The 14,331-nt window shown below is 27.6% G+C and carries 22 protein-coding genes; 10 read left to right on the forward strand and 12 right to left on the reverse strand.

Annotated elements, in window-relative coordinates; all coding sequences use genetic code 11:
• Positions 1-8: 8 nt before the first annotated feature.
• From QU666_RS04420 to QU666_RS04450, 7 genes are all read right to left on the reverse strand, one after another.
• Entirely contained in the window at positions 9-785 is a 777-nt protein-coding gene (locus QU666_RS04420; RefSeq protein WP_304984867.1) for a DUF6683 family protein, read from the reverse strand.
• Between the two features lie 97 nt (positions 786-882).
• The gene (locus tag QU666_RS04425; protein WP_021769247.1) at positions 883-1,713 is read right to left on the reverse strand and encodes a hypothetical protein; all 831 of its coding nucleotides are present in this window, start codon (positions 1,711-1,713) and stop codon (positions 883-885) included.
• Entirely contained in the window at positions 1,700-2,113 is a 414-nt protein-coding gene (locus QU666_RS04430; RefSeq protein WP_021769246.1) for a hypothetical protein, read from the reverse strand. Before QU666_RS04430 ends, QU666_RS04425 begins: the two co-directional genes overlap by 14 nt.
• Positions 2,114-2,197: 84 nt before the next feature.
• On the reverse strand, positions 2,198-2,461 hold the full coding sequence (locus QU666_RS04435; RefSeq protein WP_021769245.1) for a hypothetical protein: 264 nt from the start codon (positions 2,459-2,461) through the stop codon (positions 2,198-2,200).
• A 72-nt stretch (positions 2,462-2,533) separates the two neighbouring features.
• Positions 2,534-2,812: a hypothetical protein gene (locus tag QU666_RS04440; protein WP_021769244.1), complete on the reverse strand. Its 279-nt coding sequence runs from the start codon at positions 2,810-2,812 to the stop codon at positions 2,534-2,536.
• Positions 2,813-2,839: 27 nt separating this feature from the next.
• A complete protein-coding gene (locus QU666_RS04445) occupies positions 2,840-3,373 on the reverse strand; it encodes a hypothetical protein (RefSeq protein ID WP_021769243.1) in 534 nt (177 codons plus the stop codon).
• Positions 3,374-3,616: 243 nt separating this feature from the next.
• Positions 3,617-4,135: a hypothetical protein gene (locus QU666_RS04450; protein ID WP_036070912.1), complete on the reverse strand. Its 519-nt coding sequence runs from the start codon at positions 4,133-4,135 to the stop codon at positions 3,617-3,619.
• Positions 4,136-4,368: 233 nt separating this feature from the next.
• On the opposite strand from QU666_RS04450, the gene QU666_RS04455 reads away from it, so the two are divergent.
• Positions 4,369-4,965 carry a CPBP family intramembrane glutamic endopeptidase gene (locus QU666_RS04455; protein ID WP_036070909.1) on the forward strand — a complete coding sequence of 199 codons (597 nt, stop codon included), beginning with the start codon at positions 4,369-4,371 and terminating at the stop codon, positions 4,963-4,965.
• 58 nt (positions 4,966-5,023) lie between these two features.
• Here QU666_RS04455 and QU666_RS04460 read toward each other — a convergent pair whose 3' ends face one another.
• Genes QU666_RS04460 through QU666_RS04480 form a run of 5 tightly spaced genes read right to left on the reverse strand, consistent with a single transcriptional unit; the run spans position 5,024 to position 8,555 of the window.
• Positions 5,024-5,635 (reverse strand): PepSY domain-containing protein, encoded by a 612-nt coding sequence (locus tag QU666_RS04460; RefSeq protein WP_021769240.1) that lies wholly within the window; start codon positions 5,633-5,635, stop codon positions 5,024-5,026.
• Positions 5,632-6,996, reverse strand: coding sequence for a cell wall metabolism sensor histidine kinase WalK (locus QU666_RS04465; RefSeq protein ID WP_021769239.1), 1,365 nt, complete (start codon positions 6,994-6,996; stop codon positions 5,632-5,634). The genes QU666_RS04460 and QU666_RS04465 overlap by 4 nt, the downstream gene beginning before the upstream one ends.
• Entirely contained in the window at positions 6,983-7,666 is a 684-nt protein-coding gene (locus QU666_RS04470) for a response regulator transcription factor (RefSeq protein ID WP_021769238.1), read from the reverse strand. The genes QU666_RS04465 and QU666_RS04470 overlap by 14 nt, the downstream gene beginning before the upstream one ends.
• A complete protein-coding gene (locus tag QU666_RS04475; protein WP_021769237.1) occupies positions 7,666-7,890 on the reverse strand; it encodes a hypothetical protein in 225 nt (74 codons plus the stop codon). Before QU666_RS04475 ends, QU666_RS04470 begins: the two co-directional genes overlap by 1 nt.
• Positions 7,881-8,555 carry a DUF2628 domain-containing protein gene (locus QU666_RS04480; protein WP_021769236.1) on the reverse strand — a complete coding sequence of 225 codons (675 nt, stop codon included), beginning with the start codon at positions 8,553-8,555 and terminating at the stop codon, positions 7,881-7,883. The genes QU666_RS04475 and QU666_RS04480 overlap by 10 nt, the downstream gene beginning before the upstream one ends.
• 549 nt (positions 8,556-9,104) lie before the next feature.
• Between QU666_RS04480 and QU666_RS04485 the strand changes: the two genes are divergently transcribed.
• The 9 genes from QU666_RS04485 to QU666_RS04525 all read left to right on the forward strand — a co-directional run bounded on the left by QU666_RS04485 (position 9,105) and on the right by QU666_RS04525 (position 14,303).
• Complete coding sequence (locus QU666_RS04485) at positions 9,105-9,332, forward strand: hypothetical protein (protein WP_021768800.1); 228 nt, start codon at positions 9,105-9,107, stop codon at positions 9,330-9,332.
• 57 nt (positions 9,333-9,389) lie between these two features.
• Positions 9,390-9,512 carry a hypothetical protein gene (locus QU666_RS04490; protein ID WP_304984868.1) on the forward strand — a complete coding sequence of 41 codons (123 nt, stop codon included), beginning with the start codon at positions 9,390-9,392 and terminating at the stop codon, positions 9,510-9,512.
• Positions 9,513-9,705: 193 nt separating this feature from the next.
• A complete protein-coding gene (locus QU666_RS04495; protein WP_021769960.1) occupies positions 9,706-10,155 on the forward strand; it encodes a prepilin-type N-terminal cleavage/methylation domain-containing protein in 450 nt (149 codons plus the stop codon).
• Complete coding sequence (locus QU666_RS04500) at positions 10,155-10,601, forward strand: A24 family peptidase (protein WP_021769961.1); 447 nt, start codon at positions 10,155-10,157, stop codon at positions 10,599-10,601. The genes QU666_RS04495 and QU666_RS04500 overlap by 1 nt, the downstream gene beginning before the upstream one ends.
• 14 nt (positions 10,602-10,615) lie before the next feature.
• Positions 10,616-11,074, forward strand: a complete 459-nt coding sequence (locus QU666_RS04505; protein ID WP_021769962.1) for a prepilin-type N-terminal cleavage/methylation domain-containing protein — start codon at positions 10,616-10,618, stop codon at positions 11,072-11,074.
• A gap of 26 nt (positions 11,075-11,100) precedes the next feature.
• A complete protein-coding gene (locus tag QU666_RS04510) occupies positions 11,101-11,559 on the forward strand; it encodes a hypothetical protein (RefSeq protein WP_021769963.1) in 459 nt (152 codons plus the stop codon).
• 40 nt (positions 11,560-11,599) lie between these two features.
• Positions 11,600-12,175 carry a hypothetical protein gene (locus QU666_RS04515; RefSeq protein WP_304984869.1) on the forward strand — a complete coding sequence of 192 codons (576 nt, stop codon included), beginning with the start codon at positions 11,600-11,602 and terminating at the stop codon, positions 12,173-12,175.
• 53 nt (positions 12,176-12,228) lie between these two features.
• Positions 12,229-13,638, forward strand: coding sequence for a hypothetical protein (locus QU666_RS04520; protein ID WP_021769965.1), 1,410 nt, complete (start codon positions 12,229-12,231; stop codon positions 13,636-13,638).
• 98 nt (positions 13,639-13,736) lie between these two features.
• Complete coding sequence (locus tag QU666_RS04525; protein ID WP_021769966.1) at positions 13,737-14,303, forward strand: hypothetical protein; 567 nt, start codon at positions 13,737-13,739, stop codon at positions 14,301-14,303.
• Positions 14,304-14,331: the final 28 nt, after the last annotated feature.

The raw sequence follows: 14,331 nt of genomic DNA on the forward strand, positions 1-14,331 counted from the left end.
TATTTATTTTAAAAAGAAAGCCCTGATGATGTTATTCTTACTTCACTTGCATTTACTCCAAGAAGTCCCTCAAGCACCTGTTTACCTGCATTTCTTAACTGAGTGGTAACTTTTGCATTTGGGTTTTGCTGATTTTGGTACTGATTTATGGTTAAAGTCATTCCTATTATTACCAATTGATCGTAAATGTATTTTTTATCACTGTTACTCATTTTATCAAAGTCATCTACACCTTGAAGTACTGTTTTTAACTGATTTTGCATAGGTTTCATATAATCATCATTCAGACTTACATTGTTATATGCCATATATGCTCCTGCTATTGCAGCTGCCAGTCCTGAAGACAGGTCATTTGTAGGTATTCCTACTGAACGTGCTACCTGCGGGAAAGAATCCTGAATTTTTTTCAGATATGTTCTTGCTTCCCCTCTCTGTTTTGACGGATAGTTATTAACAAAATAATCAAGTCCTCTTGTATTTCCGTCCGATTTAAAAGTAATATTTGCTTTTGTTGTTTTTGGGGCTGTAGTTGAAGTTGCTGAACTTCCCGTTGTTTTTGTAGTTGTTTTTTTAGAATTTGATTTTTTCTTTGAAGAATAATCTCCTTTTTTAATGTGGCTTATTACTTCACTACCAAGTAAATAATTTCTTGTACTATTTATCACATTGTTTGTATAGTTAAAACTGTCTGACATATCATAATAAAATGCCTGTGCAGGCTGTGATATAAATAAACCTGTCCCAATAACTGCTATAACAAATAGTTTTCTCAAATTTATTTTCATAATTATTCCTCCTAAAAATTTTATTTTTTTATGATTTCTATTATTTAATTATACTGTATATTTTTTAGATTAAAACAACATTAGAGCTTTTTACTTTTTATTTATTTTTTGATGTTTTTTTGAATACAAGATTACTTTCAGGAACTCCAATATAAAGAGTTTGCTCATTATCCATAAGCGTTATTACATCGGCATTGCTTAAATCATATAAAAAATCTTTATCACTGTCGCTCAGTTCACTCTCTTTTTTCAGCAGATTGTTCAAATTATCTATTTCAAAAGAAATCTTGTGATTTTTCAGGGAATATTTTCCCAAATATTTTTTCCCATTTTTTCCTGTTATAACAACATTTCCTTTATCAAGTTTTATTGAAATTTTACTGTTTTTAAGTTCAAGCCCTGCAATATTTACAAGAGCCCATTCATTAGCCATTATTTTTTTCTCAAAATCTTCAATATTACTAAAAAATGAAAATCTGTCTTTATATTTTTCTTTAGAATATTTTTCCGTATTATTTAACATAAAGCGGTCCCCTTTTTCAAAGCTGTTTTTCAAAAAATCGGGAGTATCCTTTCTGTATATGAGATATACAGTTTCATAATTTTTGTTATCCACATAGACAGGATAATAGCCGTAATCAGAATTTCCTAACGACAGCATAGGCGAAAGGATTGCTTTAACTGTTCCGTTTTTGAGATTTTGCACCATAATATCATTGTCCTTATATTCAGTCGCTTTGAAAATAGTATAAGTGGGAGAATGCTCCATTTTTCCGGCAAATTCCCTGTCAATCTCATTGGATACACCTACTTCTAATATATATCCCCTGTCTATTATGTCTTTTTTTGAAGGTTTTCCACAGGAAATAAATATTATTCCAAAAAGTAGAAAAATCATAAATCCTGTCAATTTTTTAATTTTTATCATGCTGTTTTCTCCTTCCTATCAATAAATTTACACCAAGCCCCACAAGAAATATTACATCCAATAAACCTATGGCAAAATAAGCATAATAAGTTGGTAAAAATTCTTCATCTCCTGCTGATGAAACTAAATATTTATACGATATTAAAAATATTAGTATTTTTAATATTACACCAATTATTGTTAAAATTATCAAATCCTTTTTTCCAATTCCTGCTTTTGCATAAAAATATGATAAAAATATATTAAGCAAAATTAATATAAGATTTTTCGAGTATATACCTCTAATCATTTTCAAATTACTTAAAACTGATACTTCTAATACAGCCAGAAAAAATAGTACCAGAATATTAAAACAGAGCAGATGAATAAAATACAGGCTTCCAAAAAATATTTTTTTCATTTTTCCTCCTTATTCAAACGCTAATTAATTAGTCATTTTTCAATTTTATGATATGTAATATAGATTAAAATAAAATGAGAATTTTTACTTTTCTTTTTTCTTTCCATAGATATAAAACCAGGCTACAAGAAATATAATTGATGGTAGTAATGACATAGTATAATTCTCTTTTCCAGTATGCCCTATTACTTCACTACTAAGTATATAATTTCTTGCACTATTTATCAGATTGTTTGTATAATTAAAACTGTCTGACATATCATAATAAAATGCTTTCGCAGGCTGTGATACAAATACTCCCGCTCCGATAATTGATGCAACAAATAGTTTTTTCAAGTTTACTTTCATAATTTTAAATCCTCGCTTAAAGTTATTTTTTAATTTTATAATAGTAATTCTAATTAAAATAAAATGAGAATTCTACTTTTCTTTTTTTCTTCCATAGATATAAAACCAGGCTACAAGAAATATAATTGATGGCAGTAATGATATATTGATGTTTGTTTTATTACTATTATTAAAAACTTTGTTGTAGTTATCAAAAGTTTGCTGTAAAAGATTTTCCCTTAACATATCGCTTGGCAAATTTGTAGGATCCATATAATAATCATACCCCATAAATGCGTGTAACTGTTGTGATATAAGAATCCCTGCTCCAGTAATTGTTATAACAAATAATTTTTTAAAATTTAATTTCATAGTTCTTTCCTCCTAAAATTTGATTTTTTACATTTTCTGTCTTTTAATAAAACTTATTACAAAAAAAACTATTCCTACAGCTAAAAGAGGAGTATTTTTTATTAAAATTCCAATAGCCAGAGCGTATATTCCTCCCCATGCAAATTTTTTAACGAAGCCATGTTCCTCTATCTTTTTATCAATTTTCGTTTCCATTTCTTTTAGCGTCAAAACCATATTATCAACCTTTTCTGCCATTTCCTTTTTATTTTCCCAAAGTATCTCGTCATCTTTTGTCACAAATCTCCAGCCGCTTTTCAAAAGCATATTAATATAAATCTTATTATATAAAAAACTAAATACCACCAATATCAGAAACATTAGTATAGGCGACATCATATGAGATATAGCCGTTATTGCCAAAAGTATCCAGCCGGTCTTCCAATCTTTCCTATAAAACGGAACAAGAAAACCCAAAAAGAAAGTTATCCAGGAAAATCCAATTTTCACTATCTTTATCTCTTCTTCTTTACCCAATGTTATTTCTTTTTTGAAGTAGCCATTTCCACTATTCATTTCCATATCCAAAATCCTCCCATCATTTATTTAAAAATTTTATTTCACTTTAACAATATGCTTTTTAGATTAAAAGAATATTAGAGGAAAAAATCATTTTTATTTTTTGGATAATTAAATTTGTAATTTGTTGAATATGGAATGTAACAAAAAAATGTTTAACAAGATTACACAAAAGAAATGAAAAAATTAAATACAGGGATTTACGAAAATGAATAATCCCTGCAAAAATGAAAAAATTGAGAAAATTTAGTAAACTACTTTCAACCCTTCCTCTTCCAATTCCTGTTGTCTTATTTCCAGAAACTGAACATTTATCATATAGAGAATTTGAAAAAGTTCATCATTTGTGCTGATTGAATTATCTATAAAATCTCCAATAAATAACATATCCTGAAAAGCGAGTGCCTTATTTGTCGGAAGTTCCAGTAAATAATAGTCTCCTTCTTCTTTATTTATTGTCTGTTTTGTAAGATATTCAACTGCATAGTCTGAAGCTGTTATATAACGGTACATATCACCATCATATTTACACCTCATTTGAAATACGACAAGCCTTCTTTCCTTTAATGCTTTAACAATTTCAGGATTTGCCACTTCAGGCGGTATTTCCTCATCTTTATATTTTTCTGTATCTTCATAAATTAATCTTGCTTTACTGTTTGTTTTTAGCTCTTTAGGAATATAGCACATAATTTTTTCAATCTGTTCCGCAGAGAGACTTAAATTAAAAAATATAAATGCCAGCATAATAATAATCTTTTTCATTTTATTTCCTTTCATATGTGCAACATAAAGTAAAAATTTGATTTTAAAGTTGTTTAAATACATTATATAACAGAAAAAGGTTTTTCTCAAATAAAATCTTTAAAAATAGCTGAAAGTTACTTTACTACAAAATAAAATAAATAGAAATAGAATAAAATATCTCTCATTTTATTTTAATATTCTAATGGTAGATTATTTTACAAGAATAATTCATGAAAGGAAGAACAATCAGAATGGAAAAAAATATTAATAAATTTAAAATGGAAGAATTGGGACTGCTAATATTGAATACAACCTGCTACTCAGCATTAATTATAACATCTGTAATAATTTTACTTACCGTTTTAAGTTCTTTGTTATCAAAAAAGATAATTCTTGCCGATTATTCAAAACAGTCTTTTGAAGTTAATGAACTGCTTAAATTTCTAGTATTTTACCCTATTGGGGAAGAGCTCTTATTGAGAGGACTAATACTTCAATTTTTAAAGAAAAAGACAAAATATGCCAATTTAATTCAGGCTGTAATTTTTGGAATACTTCATTTGAATCCAATTAAAATTATATACACAACAATATCAGGTATCTTTTTCGGAAATGTACGGCTAAGACCCAATCCAATCTGGTGGATAATTTTATTACATTCGACATTCAATCTTGTTTCGATATTCCTATACAAACCTTTTATGATTATAGTTGAAAAAATATTTTATCTTCAGAATATGCCAATAATAACATTAATTATCGTATTTATTCCACCTTTATTCATATTTGATTATACTCTTAAACAACTTAAAAATAAATTTAATTATGAAAAACTTTACAAAGCATAATTTTTTAACAAAAAATACCCTCTTCAGTATATCAAACTTTAGAGGATATTTTACTTTACTAATTTTCATTTACTTCCCAGCTTATTACTTCACCTGTTATAGCATCAATGTCGAATTTATATTCTGTATTTTTATATACTATTCTTCCTTCATAAATCATTTTTCCTTTTTCATTATCCAGTTGAATATTTGTAACATTAATTTTTTTCGCACCAGTAATCCGTGCAACTGCTATTTCTTTTGCTTTTTCCATTCCAATATATTTTGGTGTTTTTCTTATTTCTGTATCACTGCCATTTGTATTAATGATTTTACCATCATCTCTTATTGTTGTTGAAGCCGATACTCGGTCTTTTTGGCTGTAACTCAGAACTTTTCCTGTATTCGCATCAATGTTATATTTATATTTTTTCCGTTCTGTATAAAATTCTATTTCATATATAAATTTCTTATTTTCTTTATCCAGACGAATTTTAGTCATTTTTGCAGTATTTTTTGCCACTTTTGAATGGTCTAATGCAAGCTGCTTTGCCTGTGCAATCGAAATTTTTACATCAACATTCAGAACTCTCACTGTTTTAGTCTCTTTAGCTGAATTTCCATTTGCAGGAACTCCCATTACTGTAATAAAAAATACTATAAGTAATTTTTTCAAAAAATTATTTTTCATTTTCCCTCCTTTTTCAACTTAAATACAAACGAACTTCCTTTTCCAATTTCACTTTCCACATAAATCTCTCCGTTATGTGCCTCTATAATCCATTTTACCATTGATAAACCAAGCCCTATATTTTCTGTTGTTCTGGAACTTTCCACCTGATAAAATCGCCCCCATATTTTAGGTATATTTTCTTTTTCTATACCGATTCCATCATCAATAATTTTACATATTGCAAAATTTTTATCCTGTGACAATTTTATCCATATGTTTCCATTTTCACAACCATAGTTAACTGCATTTGAAATTAAATTTACAAAAATTCTCATGATCATGGTCTCATCGCCAACAATAAAAATATCTTCCTCTATTTCAGAATGAATTTTTATATTTTTACTGTCTGCATTATGTTGCTGACTGTCAGCAATAAGATGTGCCATTTCACTTATATTTATTTTATCAAAATTAAGTTTCTGATTTCCTCTGTCCATTCTCGATAAAGTCAGAAGCTGTGAGATTAATTTTGACATTTTTTTAGTTTCATCAAGCACAGAAGAAATTGTATTTCTGGCATTTTCTATTGAAGTGAGATTTTCAAGACCGTATTCACATTCGGAAATTATAATTGATACAGGTGTCCGCAGCTCGTGTGAAACATCTGATGTAAACTGTGCTTCTCTTTCAAAAGAACTTTGCAGTCTGTCAAACATTGTATCAAATGTATTTGCCAAAGTATAAATTTCATCATTTCCTTCTCCAATATTAATTCTTTGTGTCAAATCATTTCCCTCATTAATTTTCTCCGCAGCTCCCCTTATTTTTTCTATAGGTTTAAATGCTTTTTTTGTTATAAAGTATCCACTTATTGCTGAAAATAACAAGAAAAATGGTAATACAATCAGAGAAATTAAAACAATTGTTTCAATAATATTTTCCACTTCTGTTGCAGGAGCAATTCCACGAATATGAATAATACCGTAGCCTGAAAAATTCTTTTTGCTGTCAAAAATATACCATTTTTTATTTTTATGTTTTATAATTCTTACATCATTTTTATCGGAAAAAGTTTCATCATATTCAAAATCCAATGGAATATCCCCATAAATAAATCCTGTTTCATCATCATAAACCGACAAATGAACATTATTATTAAAAATAATAAAATCATTGTCAATAGTAAGTTCACCATCATAAACTTCAATTTCGTCGAATGCCGAAACTACAGAACTTTTCAAATTTTTATAAGCGTTTGCCCGTACAAGATTTTCACTAATATAAATTATTGTTATAAGAAATATGACTATAAGGCTTATCATAAGACCGATATACCAGAAAGTTATTTTGGACTTTATAGAAAGTTTATTCATTTTCATTATCGACTCTCAGGACATAACCCAATCCACGAATGGTATGAATAAGTTTCGGAGTATAGTTGTCATCAATCTTTTTCCTCAAATATCTGATGTAAACATCTATAACGTTGGTTCCACCTTCATAGTCATAATTCCATATGTGATCTTCTATTCTTTCTCTTGATAAAATTTTTCCTTTATTTCGTATCAGATATTCCAAAATCGAATATTCTCTACCTGACAGTTTTATTAATAAATCATCCCTGAAAACTGTCTTAGCATCAAGGTCAACCTTAAGATTAGCTATTGTAACTACATTGTCGGCATTTCCAGAATTACGTCTTAAAAGAACACGGATACGGGCCATTAGTTCTTCAAAGATAAAAGGTTTTACAAGATAGTCGTCTGCTCCATAATCTAACCCTTTCACTTTATCATCTATATTGTCTCTTGCAGTTAAAAGTAGTATCGGAACTTTATTTTTCTTTGCCCTTATTCTTTTAATTACTTCAAATCCATCAAGTTTTGGAAGCATAATATCTAGAATTATTGCATCATATTCAGTCCCTTCCACGTATCTGACTGCCTCCTCTCCGTCAAAACAACTGTCAACTCCATAATATTCCTTTTTAAGCTTTTTTGTAATAAGTTCATTCAACTTCTTTTCATCTTCTACAACTAGTAATCTCATTATCTTTCACTCTCTTCCATCTCCAGCAGAACACACCGATTCTCTTCACAAAATAATTTTAATTGCTCCATTTTTTCTTTTTTTTCACATTTTTTCTCACTTTCTGTGAACGGTTCATTTTTATTATACCTCATAAATGCTGTTAAAAACAGAGAGAGAATAAAAAGTTTTTTTATTGTGTTTCTGTAATTTCCAGATTTAATTAAATATTTTCTTATTTCCATTTTATTTTATCCTTATTTTTTACAGCTAAAAATGCTCCTCCACCTGTCAGTCCAGCTCCTAAAAGAATTAAAACAATATTTGCCGTGAAAACTCCTAAGATGAGCGAAACAAGCCCTCCACCAATTGATCTTGCAACAAATTTCTGTATTGTCCGATTTTTATGATTCATTTCCGTATTATTAGGATTTCCATTAAAAGAACTATCAATATTTGCATTATTTGCATCATAAAAATCATTATCATTGTCATTTTTTTTAAATTCAATAACTTCTATTTTTCCAGACTCTTGTATTTTAAAATTTTCTGCTTCTTCTATCATTCTTTCTTCATTGCTTCCATAGAAATTATTTAAAAGTATTCCATTCTTTTTTAAAACCTGCGCATCTACTTCTGTAAACGGATGCCATCCTTGTTTAATAAGCCTTCTAGCATACATTTTATTATATATAAAACCAAATACTACCGATAGAACAAATATCAATGGAAAAAATATCATACTTGCCATACCAATTACGACAAAAGAAATTCCAGCCACCATATAATCTCCTTTAATTAACGGATATATAAATCCTAAAAAAAATGCTCCCCATGAAAATCCAAATTTTATTTCTTTTCTTAAAACTCCATTTTCCAAAACTGCTCTTTTTCCATTTATCTGTTTCATTAATAATCATCTCCTTTTATTCTATTATTTTTTTTATATATAGCACACTTAAGGAAAAATTACTATAATTTTCTATTTTTAATCCTTTGAATTTAGTATTTACAAGATGATATTTGTTACAATATTTTATCATTCACAACCTTTATTATAAAATATTTATCTTTATAAAAACTTTTAATCTCTTTTTTAAATTTTGAAATATTGAATGCTATTTATATTAACAATATAGTATTATCAAAACATTAAAATAAAATGAGAGTTTTAATTTTTATTCGTTATGAATTATATTTTAAATTTTTGATATAAAAATAGGATTTACAATTTATTCTTAAGTTCACTCTTTTATGAGAAATTAAATAAAAAATAAATAAGAAAAGCCTGAAAAAGACTGACTTGGAAGGAAATTTCTAGGTACAGTCTTTTTTTATAATGAACTTCTAATCAAAAAAAAAAATGGATAAGGAAATTAAAACTAGAATATCAAAAATATAAGTTACAATATAATAAAAGAAAAATATAAAAATTTTATAAACTTTAGGAGGAATTGGTATGAAAAATTTACTTAGAGTGTTGTTCTTGGGTTCTTTAATGTTGAGTGTGGCTTCATGCGAACTATTTAGTCCAAAGGAATGGGCAGAATATAATAGAGGTAGGGAGTTGAGAGGACGTACTTGTGGCTATGACAGACATGGTAATTATAATTGTTATGATAAAAGACCACATTGTATAAGAGATTTAAGTGGAGAAATTGTAGAATGTAGTGAAAAACCTTATTAATTATATTACAAATAAAAAAGGAGAATTTTTATGAAAAATATTATTAAATTTTTAATTATGACGTTAATATTTGTATTATTTATTGTTGGATGTGTTGAGCTACCAAATACTGTAGGGAATAGAAAAATTTGCGATGAAAGAAATCATTGTGAATATTCAGGATATCATTATAATAGGTAGAGATTAATGTAATATATGAATGTTAAAAGACTGGCTTAGAAAATGAATTCTAGGTACAGTCTTTTTTTGTGTAAAAACTATAATTTATAAAAAATTAATTAATTTTTAAAATAATTTAATTTATATATTGACTTTTATTTAAAAATATAGTATAAATTATTAAATAAAAATTAATAAAAAGAGGTGGTTAATCGTGGATAAGATTTTAAAAAAAGAAAAGAGTAAAATTGAAAAAATGAAAAAAAGGGAGAGAATCAAAGAATTAAAGGAAAGGGAAAAAGGGTTTACACTCGTAGAGGTAATACTGGTAGTAGCGATTATTACGATAATATCGGCAATTGCAGTGCCACAAGTTGGTAAGTATTTGAATAAGGCGAATAGAAGCAAGATAATTGGAGCAGTTGCAGAGCTTAATAATACGACAACTTCTTGGAGCATTGATCATGGCGGAGATGCACCTAAGAACTTACAGGATATTTTAACAGAGCATGGAAATCTCAATAAACTTGGAATTGGGCTGGACAGCAACGGAAAATTTAAGATTGGAAACATTGAAGGAAATGTAGTTTATCAGAATGGAGAAGTTTTTGCCAAAGTATCTGCAGGAAGTAAGGCTTTTGCAGGGGAAGAAATTAGGAAATAATGAATATTGCGTTTGAAATTGTAAAATATTGTATTTTTTTTAGAATTATCTGGATTGATTTGAAAAAAAGGATTATTCCTGAAGAAAGTTTTGTTATTTTACTTGTATTAGGATTTATATTAGCAATTGAAAATACCAATTTAGAAGGTTATTATCTGGGAATTTGTGCTTATTCAATGCCAATGATAGTACTTTATATTTTAGAAGATTATTTTGGAAAAACGCTGATAGGCTTTGGGGATGTGAAGTTGATGATGGGGATTGGCGGTATTTTGGGATATTTTGGAGTGGAGAAGATTGTAAATTTTTATATGATTTTGTATATTTTTTCTGGAATAGTTGCTTTTTTATTTTTATTTCTAAAAAAGTGGAAAAAGTATGAATATATTCCATTTGCACCGTTTATAATCATAAGTTATGTAATTTTTGAGATTTTTGGAAAATAAAAGTTGGGGAAAATATGAGAAAGAATAGGGGAGAAACTTTAATTGAGAGTTTAATTTCGATGTTTTTTGTAACAGTTATCATTGTACCAGTTGCAAATTTATTTTTACAGACATTTAAAACGGATATCAAAGTCGATAATTTAAATGAAAAGAATGTAAATATTGAAAATATGGCTGAAATATTAAAGGCAAAAAAATATAATGAAATTGTAAATTTTATTGGAAAATATGAGATTTCAAAAGTGGAGGATTTTTATAATAGATTTGCAGTTGATAAAAAATATCAAGTTTTGAAACATTTGGAACAAAAACGGGACAAAAAAGGAAAGTTTCAGGAAGATAAAATAAATGTAGAAATAAAGAGGGCGGATGGGTATTTTATGAATGAGTTTGGACAGAAAGAATATATTTTTGAAATAAATATTGATAAAATAAAGGATTATTATTTTCCAAATATTGATGAAAGCAGTTAAAAAATTAGTTTGCAGGAGGAAAATAAATGAAAAAAAGAGAAGGATATTTATTAGTTGAAATATTATTAAGTATGTTTATATTTTCTGTTCTTGTATTCGTAGTTTCTGTGTTCTTAAAACGTTTAGTTATAGTAGAAAAGGCAAAGAAGGATAATCAGAAAATGTATGAGAAGATGTATTTTTCGATGGATAAAATTGTTTTGGATATAAAGAATAGAGATATTCAGGGATTTTCTTATGAGGGAGAGAATAATAACATTTTTGTTAAAGAAAATAAAATAGTTTTTAAATTGAATGAGATTTTTTACAAAATTGAATTTGATAAAGGAAAATTATATATTTCAGATGCTGAAAATTTAAGAAAGTTTGGAAGCAGGGTTGAAGTTGGGAAATTTCGTGAGGCAAGGTTTGAGAAAGTGGGGGAATTACTGATTATTAAGTTAAATAGTAATAGAAATGATAGTGTTAGGGCTGTGAGAATTTAAATTGAGGTTTTGGATAATGGGGAATAGATATTTTAGGTTATTGAAAAATATAAGACTTGGCGGAAAAAATAAGGATATAAAAAAAAGAAATGAGGGGGCTAGCCTTGTTTATGTTTTGGTAATTTTGTCAATAATTTCAGCATTTTCAATTAATTTTGCTTACTATGTGCGACAAAAAAAGGAAATGGTGTTTTTGAAAAGCCAAAAGGAAAATAAAGTTGAGAAGAACTTTTTGATACAGAAGGAAAATCAGAATGTAGAACGAATTTTGAATAAAGGGATTTTATTTGATGGGAATAGAGTTTCGCTAGATAAGAAGGAACGGTATTTTGATAGCATTCTTAAAAAAAATGGACAGACTATTGAGATAAAAAACTTAGTTTTTTTACCAAAAGAAACTGAAAGTATAGGAAATTACATTATAAAATCTGTAAAGGACAGCAATGATAATGAACATTATTTACCGCTTGAAGAAAATAAGGTTTATAGTGAATTGAAAGTTATTTTTGCAAGGAAAATTTTGAATGAAGAAATATTGTTTCAGGAAAAGGTAGAGTTTAGGAGATTAAGTTCGCTGGAAGTGGAAATGAAGGTTTTGGAATCAGGTTTTTTATAGAACTGTTCAAAATGGAATACTTAGAAATAAGATAAAATATTAAAGGGGGAGTGATGGGAGACAGAATAAAAATATATATAAGAAGTAAAAATAAGATTTATATATATTTTAACGAAGAAATATATTTTTTTGAAAATCAGGAACTAGAAATGGCTTTAGAATCGTTTATTGAGGAAAATCAGACTGAAAAAAATACGAAAGTAACTGTAATTTTACATTTTTCATATTTTTTATTTAGTAATTTTGGAGAAAATGTGGAAAAATCTGATAAAAAAGAAAATAATGGTGAAAAGGTAGAGAAAAAGTCTGTAAATTTGGAAGATATTTCGAAAATTTTAAAGAAAAAGATTAATTTAGTGAATAGAAAATTCGTTATAAATCATTTGGAAAATCAATTTTTAGATATTTATTTGGATAAAAGGGAGATTAATAAAGTAAAAAATTGCCTGAAAAAATATTCTATGGTAATTTCGGAGCTGAAAATAGATTTTGATGCTGTTTATAATTATTATAAGGACGGAAATTTTGAAATAAATAAGAATGAAAATTTTGAAAATGAAAATAATTTTTTGGGAAATGAAGAAAATTTTCAGAATGTGATAGGGGATTTTGAAAGTGTCCAGGAAACAGGAATTATTGAAAATTCAGATATTGATAGAAATTTTGGTGAAATAGAGGAAATTGATATAAATGAAGAGAGTAGTGATAATCAAGAAATTTTTGATAATGGTGTAAAGTCAGGGAATAAAAGTGATAGAATAGAGATTTTACAGATTGGGGAAGAAAATAGCCTTAGAATTTTGATTGAGAATGAGAAAATTGCTGAAGTGGAAAAAATTGAGTTGAAAACTGAGGATGTGAATGATTTTGAAAACTTTGATTTTGGAGATATGATAGTTGTTGGAAGTGGAGAAAATGATGTAAAAGTTATATTTACAGGGGCTGAACTTTCGGATAGTCCTGATTTTGTGAAGAAAACGGCAATTTTTGATAAAGAGAGCGTAAAAAATATAAAATTTTCTGATGTTGTTATTGCTGGAATTTGTATCATTGCGTATTTTGGGATTTATAATTCAATTCCACTTCAGAAAAAAACTGTTGAAAATGAAATTATTCAGAAGGAGATAAAATCGCTGGAAAAGGACTATTTAAATAAGAAGGCTGAGGAAATTCCAGATTATTCAAAGGAGCTTGCCACACTTCGTGAAATTGATGGAGCGATAAAAAGGAGAGAATATTATTCAGTTATAAAATTTTTAGTTGAAAATAGTAAAAATGGTATTGGTTATACGAAAATTAATTATGAGAATACAAAGTGGACTGTCCAGGGGGAGATGGAGAATTTTAATAATTTTGAGAGATTTGAGAATAATATTTTGAGAAAATATCCGAATTCTGAATTGGGGTATTTGAAGGATAATGATACAGCGACTGTTTTTGAATATGTGGTTGAGTCTTTTTAAAATGAAATGTGTAAAAATTAAATAGATTTAGGATTTTAGGTAAATAATCGAAACTTGAAGTTTTTTTGATTGAATAAAAAAATATAGGAAGAAATAAAATGATAAAATTGAATTTGAAAATATTAATACTTTTGGCTGGGATTGTTTTTATGATGGTGAATATTAATAAAAAGTATGGGAAGTATAAGGAAGTTTTGAGTAACAGGAAGATTTTGATTGAGAATAAAAGGAATCTGGAAAGTAAGATTGTAGATGTAGTGGAGGAGAAAAAGTCAGAACGTGAAAGAATTATGGGAGAATACAATCAAATATTGGCATTGACTCAAAGATTGTCGTTTTTGTCGATAAAAAATGAATCTGAATTTAAAAAGATGATTTATGTGTTTTCGCATGACAGCGGGCTTAAAATGAAAGAAATCTCAAAGTCAGAAAATGTGTGGGAACGCAATGGATATAGGCTCAAATATATTCATTTTACGATGTATGGAAGTCTTAATGATTTTGGGAAGTTTATTTATTTTGTGAATAAAAGCAGAAAATATATTGATACTTCCAAAATGTTTATGGAACTCACGAGCGATGGATTTAAAATTTCGCTTGGCTTTATAGAGAAAGTTATAGACAAAAAGAAAATTAATGCTGAAAATAAAGGGAAAATTGCATAAATCACATATTTGAAAGTGGGGATTAAAA

The organism is Leptotrichia sp. HMT-225, from assembly GCF_030644325.1.
GTDB classification, from domain to species: Bacteria; Fusobacteriota; Fusobacteriia; order Fusobacteriales; family Leptotrichiaceae; genus Leptotrichia; species Leptotrichia massiliensis.